A 25,312-nucleotide genomic window follows, 5' to 3' on the forward strand; every position below is an offset into this window, starting at 1 on the left:
GTGATATTTTTTTATTTGGAGGTAATATGATAGTAGGAATTCCCAAGGGGTTGTTATATTACAAATATAATCCTTTTTTATTTACATTCTTCACTGAGCTTGGAGCAAATGTAGTCGTTTCAGAAGACACCAACAAGAACATTTTAGATCTAGGAGTAAAACACTGCGTAGATGAGGCTTGTCTTCCCATTAAAATATTTCATGGCCATGTAGCATCTATTAAAAACAAATGTGAATTAATGGTTATACCAAGAGTTATGCAACTTGAAAAAAACGAATATATCTGTCCAAAATTCTGCGGCCTTCCGGAAATGGTGCTCAATAGCATTGCTGGTATGCCTCCGGCAATAACAGAGCCGATTTATGCTTATTCAAAAAATTCTTTGTATAAATGGGCTAAAACTGCCGGCAAGTATGTAACTTCAGATATTTTCAAAATAAGGCGTGCTTTTAAATGCGCGTATGAAGTTCAAAGTCAACACAGAACGGGAATAAACAGTAATCAACATGATATTAAAATAGCACTTGTAGGCCACCCTTACAATGTTTATGATAATTTCAGCAATATGAATTTGGCAGCTAAACTTGACAAGCTTGGAATTTCCGTAGAAACCATGGAATTTACTAATGATTTTTTGATAAATATGGAAATCAATAATTTATATAAAAGACCTTTTTGGACCTACGCAAGGGAAAACTATGGCTTTGCCATAAATGCAGTCAAAGAAAAAAGGTTTGACGGGATAATATATATATCGTCTTTTAATTGTGGAATAGATTCTATAATTATAGAACTCATAAAGGATAAAATAGGGAACTTTCCTCTGCTGATATTAAAGCTTGACGAGCACACAGGGGAAGCAGGCATTGATACAAGAATAGAAGCATTCAGCGATATGCTCGAAAGGAGAACCAAACATGAAAGCAACATTCCCACAAATGGGTAATATATATATTGCAGCCAAGGCTCTGTTTGAAGGTTTAGGGATAGAATATGTTATTCCTCCAAAATGCAGCAAAACAGACTTGGATATAGGTTCACTTCATTCACCCGAAGAAATATGCCTGCCTTTTAAGCTAATGATAGGTAATTATATCCATGCTATTGAAAAGGGAGCTGATACCATAATTTTGGCAGGAAGCTGCGGGCCATGCAGGTTCGGAGAATATTGTGAGCTCCAAATGAATTTATTGAAAAGTATGGGCTATAATATGAATTTTATTGTTATTGATTATCCAAAAGATATAGGAATGATGGAACTCTATAGAAGAATCCATAAAATATCATCTGAAAGCAAAAAAAATACTATTCAAAAAATAAATGCCTTATTAAATGCATTAAAGGTATTAAATTTAATGGATGAAATTGAGGAAACAGCCCATATGTATGCTGGATTTGAAAGAAACAAAGGAGAATGCAAAAACCTTCTTATTGAATGCAAAAAAGATACATTGGAATGTGATAATGCTTACAGTATGATAAAAATTATGAATCAATATAATCAAAAATTAAATCACTTATCCGTCGATATAAATAAAAATCCTTTAAAAATAGCAATTATCGGAGAAATTTACACCATAATTGAACCTTATTCAAATTTTTATATAGAAGAAAAACTTATGGATTACGGGGTTTCCTCGAGCAGAAAGCTTACTCCAAGCTGGTGGGTTAAAAATGCTGCTCTTAGTCCTTTAAAAATAAACTCGTTAAAAATACGTAAAAATGCCAAGAAATATATACCTATAGGCATCGGCGGACATGCAGTTGAATGTATAGGTGAAGCCGTAACCGCCAGCAAAAATGGATTTGATGGGGCAATACAAATTTTACCCATGGGCTGCATGCCGGAAATTGTCAGCAAAGCAGTTCTTCCAACAATTTCAAAAGATTTGGATTTTCCTGTAATGTCCTTGATCGTAGATGACATGGACGGAGAAGCAGGTTATATAACAAGAATGGAGGCTTTTATAGATTTACTTGAAAGGAGAAGAAAAAATGCACTATCTGGGTGTTGATGTCGGATCAGTAAGTACCGATCTCGTTATGATGGATGAGAACCTTAACGTAACAGAAAAAATATATCTTAGAACAAAAGGCAACCCTATTAAAGCAATTCAGGATGGATTTAAAATATTAAAAAATAAATATCATAAAGGAGATATAGCCGCAGCAGGAACAACAGGCAGCGGCAGAGCAATTGCAGCTTCCATAATAGGAGCCGATGCAGCTAAAAATGAAATTACAGCTCATGCAACTGCCGCCTTGGAAACTCATAAAAATGTTAGAACTATAATTGAAATAGGTGGACAGGATTCAAAAATAATACTTCTCAATAACGGTATTATTTCTGATTTTGCTATGAACACGGTATGCGCAGCAGGAACAGGATCGTTCCTTGACCGGCAAGCCGAAAGGCTGGATATAAATATAGAAGAATTCGGAGAATATGCTTTAAGAGCAACTTCCTCTGTGAGGATAGCGGGGAGATGCGCTGTATTTGCAGAGTCAGATATGATACATAAACAGCAGCTAGGTTACAATCAGCCGGAGATAATAAGAGGATTGTGCGATGCTCTTGTGAGAAATTATTTGAATAACATAGCAAAAGGAAAAGCAATATTTCCAAAAGTTCTGTTTCAAGGAGGGGTAGCCGCTAACAGAGGAATGAAGGCATCCTTCGAAAATGCTTTAGGATTTGAGATTTTTGTTCCCGAGCATTACAACATGATGGGAGCTATCGGTGCCGCCATCATGGCAAAGTTCGCCGTAGAAAAATCAGGCAAAACAAATTTCAGAGGATTTGAGCTTGCAGATAAAAATATTTTTTCAAGAAGCATGGAATGTGAAGGATGTTCAAACAGTTGTGAAGTAGTGAAAATATTTGAAAACAATAACATAATAGGGTATTTTGGTGATAGATGCGGCAAATGGTGCAACAAACTTCAGCATACTTCAAAAGATCTTCTTGCATAGAACAAAATATAAAACCAGAGATCGATCTCTGGTTTTATATTGCACAAATTGTCTGTTATTTTATATCTAATCTTCTATTACTGATTACCTATTTCATCAATTATATCAAGAGCTTCAATTAACTCAACATCTTCATTTCTATCTTGAAAACTTCTCAAAGCATATTGATTTGTAAATAGGAGAACAGGTCTGTCATAGTGATCAAATACAAGCATGCATCTTGTATTCTGATATTTTTTTAGGGTGTCCGAATTATCTGTCTTAACCCATCTTGCAACAGAAAATTCTATATTTTCCATACGAATTTCAGTATTGTACTCGTTAGTCAGCCTGTATTGAAAAACATCGAACTGAAGGACTCCAACAGCACCTATTATTACTTCGTTATATTCATTTCTGTAAACTTGGATTGCGCCTTCCTGAGCCAATTGGTCTACTCCCTTCTGAAAATTCTTTCCCTTAAGAGAATTTTTGGCGCTTACTCTGCAGAAAAATTCTGGAGGAAATGTAGGAAGCGGCTCAAATAATATTTTTTCCTTTCCATTTGTTAAGGTATCTCCAATTTGGAAATTGCCCGAATCATATATTCCTATAACGTCTCCGGCATAAGCAGTGTCAACTGTTTCTCTCTCATTAGCCATTAAATGGGTAGACTGACTAAGTTTCATTTGCTTTCCTGTCCTTGTAAGAGTTATATTCATTCCTCTCACAAATGTTCCAGAGCATATTCTGAGAAAGGCGAGACGATCGCGATGATTTGGGTCCATATTTGCTTGAATTTTAAATACAAATCCTGTAAAAACCTCATCGGTAGGCTTAATAATACCGTTTGTTGTTTTTCTTGACGACGGTGGAGGCGACATTTGAAGAAAGTGCTCCAAAAACTCTGTTACTCCAAAATCTGCAAGAGCAGAACCAAAAAATACGGGAGAAAGTTTTCCGCTCTGAACTTGTTCAATATTAAATTCATTACCAGCTCCGTCAAGAAGCTCTATTGCATATCTCAGATTTTCAAGATTAGAAGGACTTATATACCCTTCAAGCTTACTTGAATTGACTCCATCTTCATCTAGATGGATTATTTCTTTCTTTCTGAAAAGATAGACAGAATTTCTTAATCTGTCATATACTCCTTCAAATTCCTTTCCACAACCTATGGGCCATGTAACTGCCACTGAAAGAAGCCCTAAAACGTCTTCAAGCTCCTGCATCAGTTCTAAAGGGTCTTTAGATTCTCGATCAAGCTTATTAATAAACGTAAAAATAGGAATTCCTCTCATGCTACAAACCTGGAACAGTTTTTTTGTCTGAGTCTCTATACCTTTAGCAGCATCTATAACCATAACTGCGCTGTCAACTGAAGTCAATATTCGGTAAGTGTCTTCTCCAAAATCATTATGCCCCGGAGTGTCCATTATTGAAATAACTTTATCATTATATTCAAACTGCATTACAGAAGATGTAACAGAGATACCTCTCTGTTTTTCAATCTCCATCCAATCAGATTTTGCAAATTTAGAATTTTTTCTCGCTCTAACAGTGCCCGCCTCACGAATAGCGCCTCCGTGAAGCAGCAATTTTTCCGTCAATGTTGTTTTACCTGCATCAGGGTGAGAAATGATTCCAAAAATTCTTCTTTTATTAATTAAATCTATATTATTCATTCATGTTCCTTCCTAATTTCTAATCTTCTAGTTATTTTACATCATTTAGGCAAAAATATAAAGTTTTTTTTATATATAAAGCGGAAAGCAACGCTTTCCGCTCGTTTTAACACTCTATATTTTCTTCAATGCATGTTGCAACCTCAACTCCATGTCTGTGACAGTCGTTAGTTGTCGTGCACCCCTCTATAAGATGTATGTGGTTGCCACATCCTGTTTGAATCGCAGGCCCGGTTTTTCCGCAAATTTTATGACAATGGCATTCTACTATATCCGTAACAAAGTAAACTTCATGCACATGGCTGTTCCCGCAGGGAATTGCTAGTCCTGTTGAAGCATTAAAACAATGTTTGTGGCAGCATCCTCTTTGCCCTGCCAAATTCGTATATCCTTGCGCATCGTGTACGTGCTGAATAATTTCTTCTCCACATCTGCAATTTCTATTAAAAAGCATATAAATCAAACTCCCTTATAATTTTAGTTTGTTTATCCTTTGATTTTTAAGGAGGAATTTATTCCTATTACTATAATATGACAATATATTTTTATTGTTCTTTATATGTTATATAAAAAAACAAAATAATTGATAATGATTATCAATTATACTATTGACAACAGTACGAGGTTAGATTATACTAACTGAGAGATTGATAATCATTATCATTTACTTTAGGAGGTAGTTATGTCGTTAGCCATGGTTGCATTAGGGGACACCATAGAAGTGCTCGGTTACAGAGGAAAAGATGATATGAAACGACGCCTGCAGGATATGGGGCTTGTTAAAGGCGAAAGGATTCAAGTGATTGGAGAAAATCAAGGCGGGCTGATCTTATTAGTAAAGGGAGTAAAGGTTGCTCTCAACAAGGGTTTAGCTTCATTAATTATGGTTAAATAAGGAGGGAAAAATGACATTAAGAGATTTAAAGCCAGGCCAAATTGGTACTGTCAAAAGTATAGGTGAGAAAGGACCTATGAGAAAAAGGCTAATGGATATGGGAGTGACTCCCGGCACGTCAATAAAAGTAATTAAGGTTGCACCTTTGGGAGATCCAATAGAAATAAATATACGGGGATACGAGTTAAGCTTAAGAAAGAACGAAGCGCAAAATATACTTGTTGAAATTTAACAGGAGTATTTTGCAAATAAATGTTACTTAATAAACAAGGAGGACGTTATGAATTATACAATAGCGCTTGCCGGTAACCCAAACAGCGGAAAGACCACTCTTTTTAATGAGCTCACCGGTTCAAAGCAGCATGTGGGAAACTGGCCGGGTGTAACAGTTGACAAAAAAGAAGGTACATACAAAAAAAGAAAGGAAATAAATATTCTTGATTTGCCGGGTACCTATTCTTTATCGCCCTATTCGGCTGAAGAAATTATAGCCCGAGACTACATTGTTAAAAATAAACCTGATGCAGTAATTAACATAGTGGATGGCACAAATATCGAGAGAAATCTCTACCTTACAATGCAGATAATCGAAACCAAAATACCAATGGTTATTGCAATGAATATGATGGATGAAGTTGATGCAATCGGAATGAAGATAGATTGTAAAAAGCTTTCAGAAATCTTTGGAGTACCTGTAATTCCTATAGTTGCAAAAAAAGGAAAAGGTATAGATGCTTTGATGAAAGCAGCAATTTCAGTGGCGAAAGACAATATTTCTGCAAATGATTTAAAATTATTCGATGATAATATAAATTCGGCAATAGATGCTGTTTATGAAATACTTTACGATTCTGAAGGGATTGAAAAACCAGCTGATGCTATAGAAAAAAACACTCAAACATATTGGAAAGCCATAAAAATTGTTGAAAATGATGAAATTGTAACAGATGAGCTTACAGAAGTTCAAAAACCTGCAGTAGAGGTAATTTTAAAAGAAGCAGAACAATATGCGGATGGAGATACGGAAGCAAAAATAGCAGACTTAAGATATAAGTATATTACCAAAGTTGTAAAAGAAACTGTTATAAAATCAAAGTCTTACCATGTGGAAACAAAATCAGACAAACTAGATAAGATATTAACAAACCGATTCCTGGCGCTCCCAATATTTGCGGTTGTTATGTACTTAATGTTCGCAACAACATTCAGTGAAAGCTTTTTATTTGTTGAGGGATTGCCAAGCCCCGGAATTTGGCTGGCAGGAGTTGCGGAAACATTATGGGGATATGTTGCAGCGGGTATGGATGTGCTGGTATCAAATGCCTCACCTTGGGTTTATTCTCTCGTAATGGATGGTATAGTAGAAGGGCTTGGTGCCATCGTAGGTTTTATTCCTTTGGTACTGGTGCTTTATATATTGATTTCCTTTCTTGAAGACTGCGGATACATGGCCAGAATTGCATTCGTAATGGATAGAATTTTTCGTAAATTCGGGCTCTCAGGAAGATCTTTCATCCCCCTTTTGATGGGATTTGGATGTGGTGTTCCCGCAATTATGGCAACAAGAACGCTGGACACTGAAAAGGACAGAAAAATCACAACTATTATTACGGGATTTATGCCTTGCGGAGCAAAACTTCCGATTTTTGCAATGTTTGTTTCTACTTTCTTTGTAGGAGGAAATAAAACCCTAATAACTTACTCTCTTTACATGCTCAGTATAGTGGTTGCTATTATTGTATCTCTTATAATAAATAAACTTGTTTATAAATCTTCTGCTTCAAATTTTGTTATGGAGCTGCCAAAGTACAGATTTCCAACCCTAAAAAGTATTGCAATCCATGGATGGGAAAAAGTTAAAGGATTTGCAATAAAGGCAGGAACCGTTATTTTCATATCAACCATATTCATATGGGCATTAAGCAACTTTAACGCAAATTCATTTAACGGTGTTAATGCTGAAAACAATAGAGATCAAAGTGTTATGGCAGAAATGGATGAAAGCTTTCTTGCATCTGCCGGTGGCGCCATTGCCCCAATTTTCAAACCACTGGGATTCGGCGAATGGCGACCGACGGTTGGCGTTGTAACTGGTTGGATTGCAAAAGAAATGGTTGTCGTTACATTTGCACAGTTGTATGATGATGATGTAACTCCTGAATACTTGGAAGAATATTTCTCGCATTACAGCAGTGATGAATTGGAAGAATTGGGTTTTGAAGGCGGAGAATACGATCCAGAAGCAGCTTTTGACATTTACTCTGAAGTAATATTATTTGAAGGAGCAGATGAAAATGCTCTTGTATCTATGAAGAATGATATTAAAACGGATGCTGCAGCATATGCGTACATGGTATTTAACCTCCTGTGCATGCCATGTTTTGCAGCGGTAGGAGCTATGAAAAGAGAACTGAAAACTTGGAAAGCAACAGGAGCGGCTGTTGGTATACAAATGCTTACAGCATATGTTGCAGCGTTCTTAATATACAATTTGGGGATGCTTATTGCATAATATGATAAATAATCAATTTAACTAATTATAACCAACCTTAAAGCAGCTTATAAAATTACCTTTATTTGCTGCTTTTATTTTCTTTACATATACTTTATTTGCTCAATTTTTCGAACAAATATTTGCAGTACCATTTTTTTTATTGAACAAAAAGCAGTAAAATGATATAATACTCAAGATATAACAATGTTAAAACAGAAAGTTGGAGGAACATGAGGAAAAATAATATAGATGCAGTAAATACCGAAGATACAAAGCTTTCAAGCGATAGAATAATTGAACTGAGAAATAACAATGAGCAGTTCTTTATTATGAACGGAAAGAAAAAAACATATAATATTTTAACCTATGGATGCCAGATGAATGAGCATGATTCAGAAAAAATAGCAGGTATGCTAACTTCAATCGGATATGAAGAAACGTCTGATGAGAAAAATGCTGATCTGGTTATATTAAATACATGTCTTATAAGAGAAAACGCTGAACTGAAAGTTTTTGGCAAGCTGGGAGAAATAAAGGGATTAAAAAGGAATAGAGAAAACATGCTTGTTGCAGTATGCGGCTGCATGATGCAAAAAGAAGAGATACGACAGAAACTCCTAAAACAATTTTCATTTGTTGATATTATATTTGGCACTAATACGATTCAGGAGCTTCCTATATTGATTTATGACGCTGAGATAAATAAGAAAAAAAGTGTTGACATTATAGAAAATTCTGATTTAATATATGAAAACATGCCAAAAACAAGAAAATTTAAGTACAAGGCTCTGGTTAACATAACTTATGGCTGCAATAATTTTTGTACCTACTGCGTAGTGCCGTATGTTCGAGGCAGGGAAAAAAGCCGGGAACCTGGAGAAATTATTAATGAAGTTAAGACCTTAGCAGCAGATGGCTGTAAGGAAATTACACTTCTCGGTCAAAATGTTAATTCTTACGGGCTTACCCTTGATAATCCTTTTACATTTGCAGAACTTCTATATGAATTAAACAATATTGACGGCATAGAAAGAATTCGATTTATGACCTCTCATCCAAAGGATTTGACAGATGATTTAATAAAAGTCATAAAGGAATGCAAGAAAATTTGTAACCATGTACATCTACCAATACAATCCGGAAGCAACGTAGTTTTGAAAAGGATGAACCGCAAATATACTAAAGAACATTATTTAAACCTTGTAGAAAAGCTAAAAACGGAAATTCCTGACGTTGCAATTACTACCGATATAATTGTAGGCTTCCCCGGAGAAACTGAACAGGATTTTGAAGAAACTGTTGATGTTGTTAGGAAAGTACAGTATGATTCGGCATTTACATTCCTATATTCTGTAAGAGAAGGGACTAAGGCTGCCGAAATGAATGACCAGATACCTGACAGCATAAAACACCAACGCTTTAACAAGCTGCTGGATACACTTTATCCTATTGTGCTTGAAAAAAATTCTCAATGCATAGGAAAAATTTATCCCGTTTTAGTTGAATCTGTCAGCAAAAACAGTGAAAATTTTCTTACCGGCAGAACCGAGCATTTTAGATTGGTTCATTTTAAAGGCAATAATAATTTGATTGGTCAAATAGTTAACGTAAAAATTACAAACGTAAAGACCTTCCATATGGAAGGCGAAATATCGGATTAAAGCTTGCGGGATTTGTGCTATAGCACAAATCCTGTATAAATAAGGGAGCAGTATTATGGCAAAATATACACCAATGATGGAACAGTATTTGAGCATTAAGGAGCAATATCCTGATTGCATACTTTTGTACAGGCTCGGTGATTTTTATGAGATGTTCTTTGATGATGCATTGACTGCATCCAAGGTTTTGGAGATTGCACTCACAGGGCGTGAATGCGGACAGAAGGAGCGAGCTCCAATGTGCGGAGTGCCTCACCATGCAGTAGACAGCTACATTCCAAAGCTGATTGAAAGCGGATACAAAGTTGCTATATGTGAACAGATGGAAGATCCCTCCCAAGCAAAAGGAATTGTAAAAAGAGATGTTGTCAGAATAATTACTCCTGGAACAATAATAGATCAGAACATGCTTGATGAAAAAAGCAATAATTATCTTTGTTGCACATACATAGATAAGGGCTTCGGTATGTGCTATGCAGATATTTCTACCGGCGATTTATATGTAACTGAAAACATAAGCTTGAATGATTTTGATATAGACAGCAATAAAAGATACAATTTACTAAAAGAAGAAATACTTAAGATTAACCCTTCAGAAATAGTCTCAAATAAATTTACAGGCATTGATTCAATAGATTCGATGTTGAGTTGCACAGAAATGTTGAGCTACAACGAATATAAGTCAGTCATATTAAATCATTTTAATGTAATATCTTTGGACTCTTTCGGCCTTTCTGACAATGATTATGCAGTTATGGCTCTTGGAATGCTTATCAGCTATTTGTACAAAACACAAAAAACTTCTCTGGAGCAATTGAATAAGCTTCATTTTTATAGTGTAGGAGAATATTTGTACCTTGATTCAAGCACTCGAAAAAATCTTGAGCTTACTGAAACAGTTAGAGGGAAAAAAGGGCCAGGTACTCTTTATAATGTGCTTGACTATACAAGTACTGCAATGGGCGGACGACAGCTGAAAAAATGGATTGAAGAGCCTCTTAAGAATATTAATATAATAAATAACAGACTAGATGCTGTGGAAGAGCTCTATAACAATGTAATGGTATCCAATAACATTAAAGAATATTTGAAAACAATTTATGATATCGAAAGGCTCATAAGCAGAATAGTGTATGGAAACTGCAACGGCAGAGATTTAAACGCTCTGAAACAATCTATTTCAAACCTTCCGGATCTTAAACAAGAAATATCAGTTCTAAAATCAAAAATGTTTAAAGATATTCATGAAGGTTTCGACACCTTGGAGGAACTATACCAGTTAATTGACAAATCAATAGTTGATGACCCACCTCTGTCAGTAAAGGAAGGCAGTATTATTAAAACAGGATATAATGCTGAGCTTGATGAAATACGCGAAGTAACTGTAAACGGCAAGAACTGGATTTCTGAACTACAAAACAGAGAAAGAGAAGACACTGGTATCAAAAATTTAAAGATAGGTTATACAAAGGTATTCGGCTACTACCTGGAGGTAACAAAATCATATTTGAACCTTGTTCCAGACAATTATATAAGAAAGCAGACACTGTCTAACTGTGAAAGATACGTTACACCGGAACTTAAAGAAATGGAAGCTAAGGTTCTGAATGCTGACGAACAGATGATGAAGCTTGAATATGAGCTGTTTTTACAAATAAGGCAGCACGTAAAGGAACATGTAGTCAGAATACAGCAGACTGCTTACAGCATTGCCGTTATTGATACTTTAAATTCCCTATCTATATCAGCAGTTAAAAATAACTACATCAGGCCGGAGATGAATAGTAAAGGCTACATAAAAATAACTGACGGAAGACATCCTGTAATTGAAAAAATTATGAAAAATGAGATGTTTGTTCCTAATGATACTTATATTGATGGAAGCGAGCACAGAATGTCCATCATTACAGGGCCTAACATGGCAGGAAAATCAACTTATATGAGACAGGTAGCACTGATTGCACTTCTATCCCACATAGGAAGCTTTGTTCCTGCTAAAAAAGCGGAAATATGCATACTAGACAAGATATTTACCCGCGTGGGCGCATCGGATGATTTATCACAGGGACAAAGTACGTTTATGGTAGAAATGAGCGAAGTTTCTAACATACTGAACAATGCATCGGAAAACAGCCTCCTTATTTTAGACGAAATAGGAAGAGGCACAAGCACCTATGACGGATTGAGCATCGCATGGAGCGTTGTGGAATACATAACGAAAAAAATCAAGGCAAAAACATTGTTTGCCACACATTATCATGAACTTTCTGAACTGGAAAGCAAATTAAAAAGTGTTAAGAATTATAGAATTCTCATAAAGGAAGCTGATGACAAAATAATATTTTTGAGAAAAATAGCAGAAGGAAGCGTAGATCGAAGCTATGGTATACAGGTTGCAAATCTTGCGGGACTTCCGGATGAAGTTGTTGTAAGAGCAAAAGAAATATTAGCACAGCTTGACGACAGTGATATTAATAAACCATTTACAAAAAAGAAAAAAAACCGTATTACAGATAATTTTCAGGTTTCCATGTTTCAGGCCGATCCTATTGAAAAAAGCCTAAATAAAGAATACAAGGATTTGACGGAAACTATCAAGAATATTGATATTAACAACATAACTCCTGTAAAGGCTTTTACTCTTTTAAACGAGCTGATTGAAAAAGCCAAACACATTTAAGGAGGTGCCATATGTCTGAAATTCATTTATTGGATAATGAAACAATAAATAAAATAGCTGCTGGTGAAGTTATTGAAAGTCCTAGATCAATAGTTAAAGAATTAGTTGAAAATTCCATAGATGCCGGAGCTGACGAAGTAATAGTTGAAGTAAAAAACGGCGGTAAAAGTCTGATACGAGTAACAGATAACGGAAAAGGAATAGAAAATAAGCAAGTTGAAGTTGCTTTTAAAAGGCATTGTACAAGTAAAATTATCTCTTCAGATGATTTAAACACCCTTAACACATTAGGATTCCGCGGCGAAGCTTTAGCAAGCATTGCGGCTGTATCGATTGTTGAGATGATTACCCGAACGGCTGATGACTTGCTTGGAACAAAAATAACAATTGATGGTGGAAATATTATATCAAAAGAGGATATAGGATGCCCGGTTGGCACAACAATTACAGTAAAAGAACTTTTTTATAATATTCCCGCAAGGAAAAAGTTTTTAAAGAGCGACGCGGCAGAAAGCTCAAAAATAAATGAAATAGTCGTGTCTCTTGCATTAAGCAAAAAAAATATTTCTTTTAAGTACATTAACAATAATAATGTTGCCTTTAGGACACCAAAAACCGATAATTTTTTAAATACAATATCGAGCCTGTATGAAAGAGATTTATACACTTCTCTTCTTAAGGTAGAATATGAGAGCAGCACACTTAAAATTACAGGTTTTACAACAAATCTGAATTATTACAGAGGCAACAGAAAACTACAGATAGTATTTGTGAACGGAAGATATATAAAGCATAAAAGAATGAGTTATTTTATAGAAGCTGCCTACAACACGCTTCTTCCAAAAAATAAATATCCTGCATGTTTTTTAAACATAGAAATAGACCCTGAAATGGTTGACGTTAATGTTCATCCGGCAAAGACAGAAATTAGATTTCGTAATGAAGATTTTACACTAAATGAGCTAAAAAGAGCAATATTCGGAACCCTTCATTCAAATAATATAATTAAAGAAGTTAAAATGGAAACAATAGTGCGTGATTATACGTCAAACAATGACTATAAATCTCATTCTTCAATATTTGAAAATAAGAATGATTATTCTGCTAACCATAATAAGAGTGATTTTCCTGAAAAAATAAGTTCCGAGGATTACAGTAATATAAAACTTACTGAAATAAACCTTAATGAAGGCAATTCTTCAAACATATTTGAAGAGGCAATAGAAATTGAAACATCAGAGGAAAAAAAGAAAATTCCTAACAGTTTAGGAGAAACCCTTGACGATAAAGAAACTTCCACAGATAATAACGAAGAAACCCAGGAACCTGTACAGCAAAGCTTCATTGAAATAAAAAAAGACGGGCGCAAATTTCCAGAGCTGACAATCGTAGGTATTTTAATGAATACATACATAATATGTGAAAATTACGAAAAAACAGAAATGTATATGATAGACCAGCATGCAGCTCATGAAAGAATCAATTACGAAAAATTTTTAAATCAATTTAATTCACAAAAAATTTTAAAACAGGAAATGCTGATACCTGAAGTAATTAATTTGTCATATGAAGACTATCATATTGCGGCAAATAATAACGAAACATTTAAAAAACTTGGTTTTTCCGTAGAAAATTTTGGCGCTAATTCTGTAATTATAAATAACATACCGATTATATTTAAGGATACAAATATAAGAGAAATTTTCTATACAATACTGGATTCACTAAAAAATGTTAACCATACAAAAGTGGATCTTGAACTGGATAAAATCATAAAAAATGCATGTGTTAAATCGGTGAAAGCAGGTGATAAACTTCATATTCAAGAAGTAAATGCTCTTATGAATGAACTGAATAAGACCGAAAATCCTTACACATGCCCTCACGGGCGTCCCGTAATAATAAAAATGACCAAGTATGAAATAGAAAAATTATTTGAAAGAATACAAAATTAATAAAGGAAAGCTAAATAAATGGATAATAAAATAATAGTTATTGTAGGACCTACTGCTGTAGGGAAAACATATGTATCTATTGAACTGGCAAAAAGATTAGATGCTGAAATAGTATCCGCCGATTCAATGCAGATTTACAAAGGAATGGACATAGGTACAGCTAAAATCAATGTGAGTGAGATGCAGGGAATAAAACATCACATGATTGACATTGTGACACCTGATGTAAACTATTCAGTATCTGATTTTAAAACGGATTCAGAAAAAATAATCGATGAGATGCATTTAAACAGCAAGATGCCTATCATAGTAGGCGGAAGCGGATTGTATGTTAATTCTCTTATATATGACTTGGATTTCGGAAATGCAAAATCTAATAAGAAATTGAGAGATTACTATAACTATTATCACATGGAGCATGGACAGGAAGCCCTATATGAAAAGCTTCAGAAAATTGATCCGGAGGCAGCAGCAAAAATACATAAAAATAATGTAAAAAGGGTTATAAGAGCTCTAGAAGTCTATGATTTAACTGGTACTAAATTCTCAGAACTTAATACTGATATAAGAAAACCCAGCAGCAAGTATGAATGTATTCTTGTTGGACTGAGTATGGATAGAAAAATTCTGTATGATAGAATAAATCATCGTGTAGATAAAATGATTGCACAAGGATTAATTGATGAGGTTATAGATTTGCTGAGCAAGGGATACCATAAAAACCTAGTATCCATGCGGGGAATAGGATATAAGGAAATAATAGACTATCTTGACGGAAATTCAAATTTAGATGAAGCGTTAAATATACTTAAACGAAACACCAGAAGGTTTGCTAAAAGGCAATACACCTGGTTTTTAAGAGACAGCAATGTAAAATGGTTTGACATTGCCGATGCTGATGAAATAGACATGACTATAAATGATATTTTTGAACATATAAAACCTTTAATATTAGGAGGATAAAATGAACACTATTAATTTACAGGATTCGTTTTTAAACAATGTGAGAAAAGAAAAAATAACCATTACAATTTTTTTAAACAACGGATATAAACTTATCGGAACAGTTATAGGCTTTGACAATTATGTTGTATTTGTTGAGACTGAAAAAGGACAGCAGCTTGTTTATAAGCATTCAATAACATCTATACTGCCTTTTAAAAAGGTTAGATTATTTAGTAATGAGACAATAGAGGAGTAAAATGTTGACAGAAAATATATTATGTAAACAATTTGGCGTAAGCAAACCTGTTTTTGACTATGTTGAGAAAATTGAACAAGTAGTTAAAAAACAATATTTTGAAAAAATTGAACAAACAAGAGAATACAACCAGTACAAAGTAATCAGCGCAATGCAGGAGCATAAGCTTGACTACACTAACTTCTATTGGAATACAGGCTATGGTTATGATGACCCGGGCAGGGAAAAGGCAGAAAAAATATTTGCATCTGTTTTTAACACAGAAGATGCGCTGGTAAGGCCGTCAATTGCATCCGGAACCCATGCTTTGTATCTGACACTTTCGTCATTGCTGGGCTTTGGAGACGAAGTAATAGCAATATCAGGGCGCCCATATGACACAATGCTTACAGTGCTTGGAGAAGAAGGAAACGAGCCTTGTAATTTGAAGGAGGCAGGTGTTATCTATAAAGAAGTTCCTCTCTATAACAATGATATAGATTGGGAAGGTACACTAAAAGAAATAAGCCTGAAAACAAAACTTTTAATGATTCAAAGATCAACAGGATACAGTTTTAGACCGGCTCTTTCACTGGAAAAGATTAAAAATGCCATAGAACAAATAAGAAATGTTTATCCAGATATTTTAATTATGGTAGATAACTGCTATGGTGAATTTATTGACAAAATTGAACCGTCAGATATTGGTGCAGACGTAGTAGTAGGTTCGCTGATTAAAAATCCGGGAGGAGGCATTGCTTTGTCCGGTGGGTATGTAGTCGGCAAAAAGACTGTAATCGATAGGATTGCAAATCGTTTGACAGCGCCGGGAGTCGGTAGGGAAATAGGTCTTACATATGGAACAACCAGAAATACTCTACAGGGGCTTTTTTTCGCACCGCACATAGTATCAGAAGCCTTGAAAGGTGCTGTGCTTTTTGGCGAATTATTCAGCTCATTGGGGTTTGAAGTTACACCATCCCGAGATGATAGCAGAAGCGATATAATTCAAGCAATTAAGTTTAATAATGAAGACATGGTAGTAAAAATTTGCGAAGCGATACAAGCTGCATCTCCTGTTGATTCTCACGTATCACCGGTTCCATGGGATATGCCCGGATATACGAACAAGGTTATAATGGCATCCGGTGCTTTTGTGTCAGGCTCATCAATTGAATTGAGCGCAGACGCGCCCATAAGGCCGCCATATATTGTTTATATTCAGGGAGGCCTGTTTTATGACCACGCAAAGCTTGGAGCAATGATATGTCTCCAAAAACTTATGGAATATGAAGATATTAAGGAAAAAATAACTGCAAATTTATAAAAACTTAAAATAAAATTTCTAAAATCTATTGACAAATATAATTTTATGCATTATTATATGAAAATATAAAATAGCAAAGGCGCTATAAGTTTAATACTTATGCGCCTTTGCTATTTTATATACAAATTTTAAACTAAAATTACTTAAAGGCAGGTGAATTTATGTCAATTTAAAATGAATGAAATTATGAAAAGATTGTTTATGTTATTTTAAAAAAAGATAAGCTTTTTTGCAGCTTATCTTCTTTATTTATTAGTATTTTCTTACTACTGCCTTAACAACCCCAAGAATATGAGCTTCTTTAACTAATATTGGATCCATCAGACTGTTTTGTGGCTGAAGTCTTATATGATCCTTTTCTTTATAAAATGTTTTTACAGTTGCCTCATCATCAATGAGAGCAACAACAATCTCTCCGTTATTTGCAACATTTTGAGAATTAACTACAACAAAATCGCCGTTTAATATTCCAGCTTCAATCATACTTTCACCCTTCACCTTTAATACAAAAGATTCTTTGTTGCCAACAAAATCAATCGAAATAGGTAGGGAGTCATCAACATTTTCAACGGCAAGTATAGGTTGTCCTGCTGTTACGGTTCCTATTATAGGAACATTTATTACTTCTTTTTTAGGCATGTTGGAGCATATATCATCAACGTCTATCAGCTCTAAAGCTCTTCGCTTATTATTTCCTTTTTTTATATATCCTTTTTCTTCTAATGTATTAAGATGTGCGTGCACGGAAGAAGTGGAACTCAAACCTACAGCTTTACATATTTCACGTATGGATGGAGGATAGCCCCTCAGGTTCAGTTCATTTTTTATGTATTTTAATATTTTAATTTGCTTATCACTTAAGCCTTCAAAATTCATAGCTTCACCTCTTTGTTTTTATACATTTTAACATACAATACCAAATAAATCAAACATTTGTTTGAGAATGGCAAAATATATGTTGACATCGAACTTATGTTCTGCTAAAATGTAAATAGAAAATATGTTCGAGGTGAACTATGATAATATTAAATAAATACAAGGTAACCGATATAAAAAAATTCAAAAGATTTATGTTCATATCAATATTATTTATAAGCATCTTAGTTTTTGCATCATGCGCTACGTTAAATGCATATTCAAAAGATATACCTCAATATGATTACATAGAGATTACAAATGGAGATACACTTTGGTCCATAGCATCTAATTACGCCGATAATAAAGAAATAAGGCAGGTTATTTATGAAATATCAAAAGTTAATAATATTGAAAATGCCTCCATATATCCCGGCGACATAATAAAAATCCCTCTAAGCAGGTAATGCTGGCAAAATGCCAGTTACTCCAATCTTAGTGTTTTTATCATAATAAATGCACCTTAATGGTGCATTTATTATTTAATGTTATGATAAATTAACTATGTAGTTTCATCATTCAAAGGATTAATTTTAACGGCATCGCGAAGTTGTTTTTTATCAATATGAGTATAAATCTGAGTTGTGGAGACACTTTCGTGTCCAAGGAGTTCTTGAAGAGTACGAATGTCAACATGACCATATTGGTACATTAGTGTTGCTGCAGTATGGCGCAACTTATGCGGAGAATAATGCATACCTGACAACCCTGACTCTGCTAAATATTTTTCAACCATATGTTGCACGCCTCTTTGAGTGAACCTAGTTCTGCGGTTGCTTATAAATAAAGCATTTTCGTGCCCAGGCTTTGCGTCAGGACGGACAGCAAGATAATCTTCAATTGCTTTTATACAAATGTCATTCAAATATATTGTTCGTTCCTTGTTTCCTTTTCCAACCACAGTCAGCGTATCTCCCTTAATTTTATCAATATTTATGCCGATAAGCTCTGAAAGACGCAATCCACAGTTTAAAAATAAAATTATTATCGCATAATCTCGTTTTTCATTTGATCCCTTAATAGATGATAGCATGCTTTTTGATTCGTCCAATGTAAGAGCTACAGGAAGCCTGCTATTTTTTTTAGGAGTCTCCAAATCTACTGCAGGATTCGAAGGAATAAGTTTAACTATGGAATATAAATATTTAAAAAAAGATCTGAGGCACGCTATTTTCCTTGCCTTTGTCCTATTTGAATTGTTTCTCTCTCTGTCTATGAAACCCACAAAAGCGTGCAAATCCATGATGCTTATTTTTTTCAAAACATCAAGTGTTATAACATTAATATCTATATCATTAAACTCATCGCTTTCAGAGCATAATTTGTACCGTAACGCCATGAAGCGATAAAAAGTTCTGAGATCCAGAAAATATTCACTTACCGTCTTTTCAGATCTTCCTTTAATAGACAGCATGTACTCTAAAAAATCGCTCATGGGAGCAGGGCACAGCCTGCTGTAATCTATATACATATTTCCTCCAATTAAAATAGTATTTATGTGAATTTAATTTTTATAAAAATACGTAAGTTACCACTGATGAAAATTCATATGATTTATATATTTATTCATAAAAGCTTCATTTGACGACAACTCAATATGACTGCACATGTTTTTAATAAAGTTGATTTTCTCAATGCTGCTTTTGTCCAGAATTATGCGTGCAGCCCCTGCTAAGGCCCCATTTCCCAATAACATAGCTCTGTCAATAACACGTTTTGGCAAAAGCCCTATTTTTACAGAAGAATTTAAGTCTAAATATGTTCCGAATCCTCCACAAATGAAAAATCTTTTAACATCATTTTCTTTAACATTATTCTCAAAAAGTAAAGTTTCAATGCCCGCCGCTATGGCACCTTTTGCCAGCTGCATCTGCCTTACGTCATTCTGAGTTATATAAACATCAGCATCATCAAATTTAAAACAAATCTCATCATTATTATAAATAATATTTTTTGTAAATCTGTGGCCGTCAGCTAAAATTCTTCCGGTATAGTCAATTATATTTAAATCTAAAAAAACAGCCAACGCATCTACTATGCCTGAACCGCAGATTCCTTCTGCCTGAACATTATTAATTGTTTCAAACTGTATTGAATCATAACGCCGTTCATAATATACCTTAAATATAGCACCATCTGAAGCTGTCATACCGAATTTAATATTTGCACCTTCAAAAGCAGGACCGGCGGCAGTTGAGCAGCAACTGATTGTCCCATCTCTATAAAGCGCCATTTCACCGTTTGTCCCTATATCTACAATAAAGTAAGTATCCATATGGTCAATAACATTGCTTGAAAGAATACAACACATTAAATCCGCGCCAATATACGCACTAATGCAGTACGGTATATAAATTTTACATTCATTCGGCAAATTAAGTCCGAAATCATTATCTATGTAATCTCCAAATAAACTTTCAGGGGTAAAAGGATAATAAGCAATACCCTTAGGGTTCATGCCTGTAAAAAAATGCATCATAGCAGTATTCCCCGTTATTGTAACGTACTTTATATCCTTAGTTCCAATGCTATTTTCTTTTGTTAATGTTTCAATCATTTTATTGATTTGCGATACTATAGTTTGAGTTACTTCTAAATTAGAATGGTTGATTAAATATGTTATCCTGGAAATAACGTCTGCACCATAGATACTCTGCATATTTAATTCACTTTTTACAGAAAGAAATTCATTTTTACTTCCTTTTAACAAGCAGGCAACTACAGTGGTTGTTCCTATATCTATTGCTAGACCATATTCTGAATTTGAAAGAAAAGAATCAGCTATAAAGTTATCCGCAATTCCATAATCTAAAATCTTAAAGGATTTCAAATCATCAATATCAACTTCAATATCAGAATAGGCAGTTGTCATACAGGCTAATCTTATTCCGGTTTCAACTTCTTCTTTAGTTAAAAGTTTTCTTTCAGAATCAGAAATAGAGGAGAGCTCACCATTAACCTTAATCTTACATTTACCGCAGGTATGATTACCGCCGCAGGGTAGAGGAAAGTTAATATTATTCTGCTGTAATAATTTAGAGATTAATATTTTTTTAGTTTTATTTTTAATATTATAAATCATTCAAATCTCTCTTTCTTTATTAAATATATTAAGCACTAGATAGAGGAGTATACACAAATATATAAAATGTCGCAAAACTATTATATAGTTAAATAGAGAAAAATACAAGAGCCATTATTGCACATTATGGCAACCTGCAATAGTCACTATTAAAATAACCTACAATAGACACAATTCCATATTTTAATTTATCATTTGAAATTTAACAGCAAGCAATAATATTGACAGTAGTTCATATAAAATAAGTAGTCCATATAAATAAAAAAATGAGATTTCATAATATTAAAATAAATGCAAAAATTCGCAGGTATAAATAGTCAATAATAAAAATAACTTTCGTTAAAACGCAATTTAAAGCCTTGTTTTTGGAGGTGAAATTTATCGATAAAAGAATATGCCGCAAAATTTCTATCGATGTTGTAAATTGCAATAATAATCAATAATAATCAATTTAATACCAAAACTTATAAAATAATCTACCGCCAAACTTATTTATGCCAATATGAAAATTAAATTAGTATCAAAATTAAAATGTGCATAGCTAAAAAAGTTATAATGAAAAATAAATTAAAAAATTGAATTCATAATCAAAATCAGTGTTTTTAAGGCCTCCCCTCTGTTCAAAAAATACTTTATGTCGCAAAATAGATATTTTGCGACATAAAATTCCACTATCTTTCTATAATAATTTAGCTTATGCACGGATTTTTGCAAAATAATCTACAATTATAGCATATTCTATTACTCATTAATTATTATAGTCTATTTTGATTTCTACTTTTTAATATACGCAATTACATTTTAATAAAAACATGCTAAAACCAAATAAATAATTTAAAAAAATAATCAAATTCATTTACAAGGCATAATTTGCATTTTAACACATTTAAGCATCTTTTAGAATAAGTTGTTCAAAAAGATTTTTTTCTTTTGATTATATGCTTTTAAATGGACAGTTTCAATCCACCTTTGGAAATCTTTAAATTAATTTTTCTTTAACTATATTGATTCATTGCTATCTTCTACTCTCGTAATACTCTTTAAATTTGCTGCTTATTAGTATCGTCAATGTTAGATTTAAATATTCCACCGCTGTTATCTTCATAATTGTATCCATTATAATACTTACGATTTCCTTAACTTCTCACAATAGGCTATTTATATTTTTCAAATATTGCCTTTAATGTCTTATTGCCCTTATTCACTGCTATGTCATATACCGTTTCACCGTTTGATGTAACAACTTGCGGGTTTGCACCTGCATCTAATAGCTTTTCAGCCATTTCACAGTTATTCATAACAAACACTATTTCTATTGGATATTTACCATCAGAATTTTTTTGATTAATATCAACAGTTTTGCTTTGAATAATCTTACTGACTTTTTCCGTATCATTTGATAATATTGCATTTGATAATTCATCAACAGTATATTTAGCACTATCATTTTCTGTTGTTGCAACTTTTTGCAGTTCATCAGGTTGTGCATTATCATTTTTTCCCTTTGTAGAGCAACCAAACAAAACTACAAATATTAAGAGTGACGATACGATTATTAAACTTTTCTTAAACACGATTACCACCTCCCCTCCCTTTTTATTATTAGTACTTTAGAAACTCTTAAAGTGTTTATTTAACTGCAATAGATAAAGGTTGGTTTTTGGGACTCAACCCCCAAATATTGCAGGTGTTAATTTACAATTATAAATTTTTAAAACTTTTATGCAATTTTTCAACCCGACTGTTTTGAAACACTATTATGCATGCATAAGCTTTATGACGTCGTGCCCATCCTGCATTAGGACCTACTTTAGGATTCTGTGCATATTCAAACAAATCTTTTATAGTTTGTCTAGTATTACTATTATATACTGAAATATAATATTTTCCCATAATAAAATCAAAAGATTTTACTCTCTACCATGTAATAACCTAATAATTATCCGATTTATCTGTGTGTCTTACCATATGACTTATTGATACCGAAGAATCTTGGTAAACTATGTCAACACCCTTATTATACTTTTCGCAAATAATGCATTTTTTATTATCCAATTTAATCATTCTCCTTTATCGAAATACTTAATTTCTTAATTTGTATTATATTATATTACTAACAGAATTACTACTATAATCTTCCATTACTTATACCAACAATATTCTAATATTAATTTAACCGAAAAATCAAAAATAAATTTTTTGTCAAAAATTGTTGTAACTTTCATGCAGCAATGATATATTAGTAATGGCCATATAGTGCTAGACTTGCTATTTTATTACATACATAAAGGAGATGAATTAATGTCATTTTTTAAAGGAATATTAAAGGATAATACAATTAATTCAGGAAAATCGAACCTGAAAAATAAGCAGGATAAATCAACCAAAGGCTCAACTGAGCTAAGCTCAAATAAAAAGGCCGCCTATGTGTTTAAAGGAGTTTTTAATATTGCAACTATGATAAGTGATTTTGATCTTCGGCTTTCTTTTTTTGGCAATAAGATTAAAAATTCATCTGACAAATTAAGCGAAATGTTCTCAAAAGTTGCTTCTTCTTCTGAAGAAATTTCAACTTCCACAGCTCAAATTATAGATGCAAATACGGAGCTGTCTCAAACTATAGGCCAGATTTCAGAAGATATAGTGTCTCTGAATCAAACAACTATAAAAAGCAATGAAATTCTTGACAGTATAAAAGCAGAAAATGTTGAAATGATGGCTTTCTCCAAAGATATGGAACAAAGTGTACATGACCTTTTAAATGTTATAAGTAAAATTAACGAATCTGTGAGAAGTATAAACGATATATCAGATCATACAAATCTTTTATCACTGAATGCGTCGATAGAAGCTGCAAGAGCAGGAGAAGCAGGTAAAGGATTTGCTGTTGTAGCAGAAGAAATCAGAATGCTTTCTGAGACAACAAGAAAACTTACATCAAACATAGATGAATTGCTTGTGGAAGTAAATAACGCTTCAAACAGAAGCAACGACAGTGTTTCAAAAACTCTTAATTCTATCGGCAAAGTAAGCGGAAGCATAGATACAGTCTCCGCATCCATGGATGAAAGCACACGTTCTACAGGGCAAATCGCAAATCGAATTTCTGATATAGCCCAAACCAGTAATAATATTAATTCTTCTCTCCAGGAGTCATCTTCAGCTTTAGAGTCTATAAACAATGATATACAAAACCTTTCTGAATCTGCAGAAGAACTTAATATTATAAGCAATTCCATAAACGAAGTCTCGGCTTCCATGCTAAAAATTGAAAATACTGTTAGCGAGCTTGCATTAACTTCCGGCGAGATGGTTAACAGTAAAATTTGCGGCCTTTCAAATGAAGACTTTATTGAAACAGTAAGAAATGCAATAAATGCTCATAAAGCTTGGATAGTTAATGTTAAAAAGATGGCAGACAAAATGCAAATTATTCCAATTCAAACAGATGAGCACAAATGTGGTTTTGGACATTTTTATTATTCTGTCAAGCCTTCATCAGAAAAGCTGTCAGAATTATGGGAAAGAATTGAGCTTCTACATCATGACCTTCATAAGACAGGCGACTCTGTTATCAGCTATATTAATAATAATGATCAAACCGGAGCTGATTCCTCCGTTCTAAAAGCGGAAGAACTTTCAGATAAAATTATTGAAATACTTGAGCAAATGATTAATGTTACAAAAGAAATGAATTCTTCAAATGAATCAGTTTTTTAATAATTTAATAAATATGAAAAAACTTTATTTTTCATTACTAAATCTCAAAATTTTTCTTCTTAATAAATGCCGGCACCTTGATGACAAAACTCATCAAAGGTGTCATTTTTTTGTGTTATGGTACTATATCCCTGGGATGTGCAGGTATTACTGTTATCTCTTCACGATTGGGTTCACCTGCCACAATTTCATTCAGGTTATAAAAAAAAGTAGATTTTATATTCGGAAACAGGCGGATATTTTGTGTTATAACTCTATAATACCCTTCGCTTTCTATTGTTAAATTATATGGAGTGAACAAATATTCTGGCCCCTCAACTAGCGCTCCAGATGGGTGTGCAATCGGAAGTTTAATTAATGTTGGGTTTTGTGTAGGTGACAAAACAGTTACCGGAATCTTATCTCCATTATTAGTTACATAAATTGTTAATTCCGAATCAGTAGCAGCTTCTGTACCAAGATTCTTAGTTATATAAATTTCAATGTATCCAAATTCACGGTTAACAGGAACTTCATTTTTGTGCGCATCTTTATGCGTATCGAAATTTCTGTGTGTTCTATTTTTATTATAATATTTTTTAATTTTATATGAACTCAATTAATACTCCTCCCACACAAATCTTTGATATTGCTTTCATTATGCATTATATGCAATTATAGGGATGAATGCAATTATATATGAAAGGTTTTTTGTTATTATATAGAAGTTGCTCATATATATTTTCTCAATTAAATAATTTTAATTTCATTTTGTTACATTTTTCA

The 25,312-nt window shown here is 33.4% G+C and carries 22 protein-coding genes; 14 read left to right on the forward strand and 8 right to left on the reverse strand.

What is annotated here, in order from left to right:
- Positions 1–26: 26 nt before the first annotated feature.
- The 3 genes from ACS3UD_RS05635 to ACS3UD_RS05645 are packed head-to-tail and all read left to right on the forward strand — an operon-like array spanning position 27 to position 2,974.
- Positions 27–947 (forward strand): acyl-CoA dehydratase activase-related protein, encoded by a 921-nt coding sequence (locus ACS3UD_RS05635; RefSeq protein WP_308137408.1) that lies wholly within the window; start codon positions 27–29, stop codon positions 945–947.
- Complete coding sequence (locus ACS3UD_RS05640) at positions 919–2,016, forward strand: acyl-CoA dehydratase activase-related protein (protein ID WP_308137407.1); 1,098 nt, start codon at positions 919–921, stop codon at positions 2,014–2,016. The genes ACS3UD_RS05635 and ACS3UD_RS05640 overlap by 29 nt, the downstream gene beginning before the upstream one ends.
- Positions 1,997–2,974 (forward strand): acyl-CoA dehydratase activase, encoded by a 978-nt coding sequence (locus tag ACS3UD_RS05645; RefSeq protein WP_308137406.1) that lies wholly within the window; start codon positions 1,997–1,999, stop codon positions 2,972–2,974. The genes ACS3UD_RS05640 and ACS3UD_RS05645 overlap by 20 nt, the downstream gene beginning before the upstream one ends.
- 77 nt (positions 2,975–3,051) lie before the next feature.
- Here ACS3UD_RS05645 and ACS3UD_RS05650 read toward each other — a convergent pair whose 3' ends face one another.
- Positions 3,052–4,638, reverse strand: coding sequence for a peptide chain release factor 3 (locus tag ACS3UD_RS05650; protein ID WP_308137405.1), 1,587 nt, complete (start codon positions 4,636–4,638; stop codon positions 3,052–3,054).
- 106 nt (positions 4,639–4,744) lie between these two features.
- Positions 4,745–5,092 (reverse strand): YmaF family protein, encoded by a 348-nt coding sequence (locus tag ACS3UD_RS05655; RefSeq protein ID WP_308137404.1) that lies wholly within the window; start codon positions 5,090–5,092, stop codon positions 4,745–4,747.
- A gap of 228 nt (positions 5,093–5,320) precedes the next feature.
- On the opposite strand from ACS3UD_RS05655, the gene ACS3UD_RS05660 reads away from it, so the two are divergent.
- The 9 genes from ACS3UD_RS05660 to ACS3UD_RS05700 all read left to right on the forward strand — a co-directional run bounded on the left by ACS3UD_RS05660 (position 5,321) and on the right by ACS3UD_RS05700 (position 16,830).
- Positions 5,321–5,533, forward strand: a complete 213-nt coding sequence (locus ACS3UD_RS05660; RefSeq protein WP_308137403.1) for a FeoA family protein — start codon at positions 5,321–5,323, stop codon at positions 5,531–5,533.
- Between the two features lie 10 nt (positions 5,534–5,543).
- Complete coding sequence (locus tag ACS3UD_RS05665) at positions 5,544–5,765, forward strand: FeoA family protein (RefSeq protein ID WP_308137402.1); 222 nt, start codon at positions 5,544–5,546, stop codon at positions 5,763–5,765.
- 48 nt (positions 5,766–5,813) lie between these two features.
- On the forward strand, positions 5,814–8,045 hold the full coding sequence (gene feoB, locus ACS3UD_RS05670; RefSeq protein WP_308137401.1) for a ferrous iron transport protein B: 2,232 nt from the start codon (positions 5,814–5,816) through the stop codon (positions 8,043–8,045).
- Positions 8,046–8,257: 212 nt separating this feature from the next.
- Positions 8,258–9,688 (forward strand): tRNA (N6-isopentenyl adenosine(37)-C2)-methylthiotransferase MiaB, encoded by a 1,431-nt coding sequence (gene miaB / locus ACS3UD_RS05675; protein WP_308137400.1) that lies wholly within the window; start codon positions 8,258–8,260, stop codon positions 9,686–9,688.
- 55 nt (positions 9,689–9,743) lie between these two features.
- Positions 9,744–12,368 (forward strand): DNA mismatch repair protein MutS, encoded by a 2,625-nt coding sequence (gene mutS, locus ACS3UD_RS05680; protein ID WP_308137399.1) that lies wholly within the window; start codon positions 9,744–9,746, stop codon positions 12,366–12,368.
- 11 nt (positions 12,369–12,379) lie between these two features.
- Positions 12,380–14,323: a DNA mismatch repair endonuclease MutL gene (gene mutL / locus ACS3UD_RS05685; protein ID WP_308137398.1), complete on the forward strand. Its 1,944-nt coding sequence runs from the start codon at positions 12,380–12,382 to the stop codon at positions 14,321–14,323.
- An 18-nt stretch (positions 14,324–14,341) separates the two neighbouring features.
- Entirely contained in the window at positions 14,342–15,286 is a 945-nt protein-coding gene (gene miaA, locus ACS3UD_RS05690) for a tRNA (adenosine(37)-N6)-dimethylallyltransferase MiaA (RefSeq protein ID WP_308137397.1), read from the forward strand.
- A 1-nt stretch (position 15,287) separates the two neighbouring features.
- A complete protein-coding gene (gene hfq / locus ACS3UD_RS05695; RefSeq protein ID WP_213924504.1) occupies positions 15,288–15,524 on the forward strand; it encodes an RNA chaperone Hfq in 237 nt (78 codons plus the stop codon).
- Position 15,525: 1 nt separating this feature from the next.
- The gene (locus ACS3UD_RS05700) at positions 15,526–16,830 is read left to right on the forward strand and encodes a methionine gamma-lyase family protein (RefSeq protein ID WP_308137396.1); all 1,305 of its coding nucleotides are present in this window, start codon (positions 15,526–15,528) and stop codon (positions 16,828–16,830) included.
- 252 nt (positions 16,831–17,082) lie between these two features.
- On the opposite strand, the gene lexA is transcribed toward ACS3UD_RS05700, so the two are convergent.
- Positions 17,083–17,706 (reverse strand): transcriptional repressor LexA, encoded by a 624-nt coding sequence (gene lexA / locus ACS3UD_RS05705; protein ID WP_308137395.1) that lies wholly within the window; start codon positions 17,704–17,706, stop codon positions 17,083–17,085.
- A gap of 140 nt (positions 17,707–17,846) precedes the next feature.
- On the opposite strand from lexA, the gene yneA reads away from it, so the two are divergent.
- Positions 17,847–18,152 (forward strand): cell division suppressor protein YneA, encoded by a 306-nt coding sequence (gene yneA / locus ACS3UD_RS05710; protein ID WP_308137394.1) that lies wholly within the window; start codon positions 17,847–17,849, stop codon positions 18,150–18,152.
- 95 nt (positions 18,153–18,247) lie between these two features.
- Here yneA and ACS3UD_RS05715 read toward each other — a convergent pair whose 3' ends face one another.
- The 4 genes from ACS3UD_RS05715 to ACS3UD_RS05730 form a co-directional block, all read right to left on the reverse strand.
- Complete coding sequence (locus tag ACS3UD_RS05715) at positions 18,248–19,216, reverse strand: tyrosine recombinase XerC (RefSeq protein ID WP_308137393.1); 969 nt, start codon at positions 19,214–19,216, stop codon at positions 18,248–18,250.
- Between the two features lie 57 nt (positions 19,217–19,273).
- Positions 19,274–20,827: an ASKHA domain-containing protein gene (locus ACS3UD_RS05720; protein WP_308137392.1), complete on the reverse strand. Its 1,554-nt coding sequence runs from the start codon at positions 20,825–20,827 to the stop codon at positions 19,274–19,276.
- Between the two features lie 1,154 nt (positions 20,828–21,981).
- Positions 21,982–22,401: an ankyrin repeat domain-containing protein gene (locus ACS3UD_RS05725; protein ID WP_308137391.1), complete on the reverse strand. Its 420-nt coding sequence runs from the start codon at positions 22,399–22,401 to the stop codon at positions 21,982–21,984.
- A gap of 358 nt (positions 22,402–22,759) precedes the next feature.
- On the reverse strand, positions 22,760–22,891 hold the full coding sequence (locus ACS3UD_RS05730) for a hypothetical protein (protein ID WP_308137390.1): 132 nt from the start codon (positions 22,889–22,891) through the stop codon (positions 22,760–22,762).
- A gap of 237 nt (positions 22,892–23,128) precedes the next feature.
- Here ACS3UD_RS05730 and ACS3UD_RS05735 point away from each other — a divergent pair, with 237 nt between their 5' ends.
- Positions 23,129–24,547 carry a methyl-accepting chemotaxis protein gene (locus ACS3UD_RS05735; RefSeq protein WP_308137389.1) on the forward strand — a complete coding sequence of 473 codons (1,419 nt, stop codon included), beginning with the start codon at positions 23,129–23,131 and terminating at the stop codon, positions 24,545–24,547.
- A gap of 115 nt (positions 24,548–24,662) precedes the next feature.
- Here ACS3UD_RS05735 and ACS3UD_RS05740 read toward each other — a convergent pair whose 3' ends face one another.
- Entirely contained in the window at positions 24,663–25,145 is a 483-nt protein-coding gene (locus ACS3UD_RS05740) for a hypothetical protein (protein WP_308137388.1), read from the reverse strand.
- Positions 25,146–25,312: the final 167 nt, after the last annotated feature.

Origin of the sequence: Sedimentibacter sp. LTW-03 (assembly GCF_052059825.1) — a bacterium.
In the GTDB taxonomy this organism is placed as follows: Bacteria; Bacillota; Clostridia; order Tissierellales; family Sedimentibacteraceae; genus Sedimentibacter.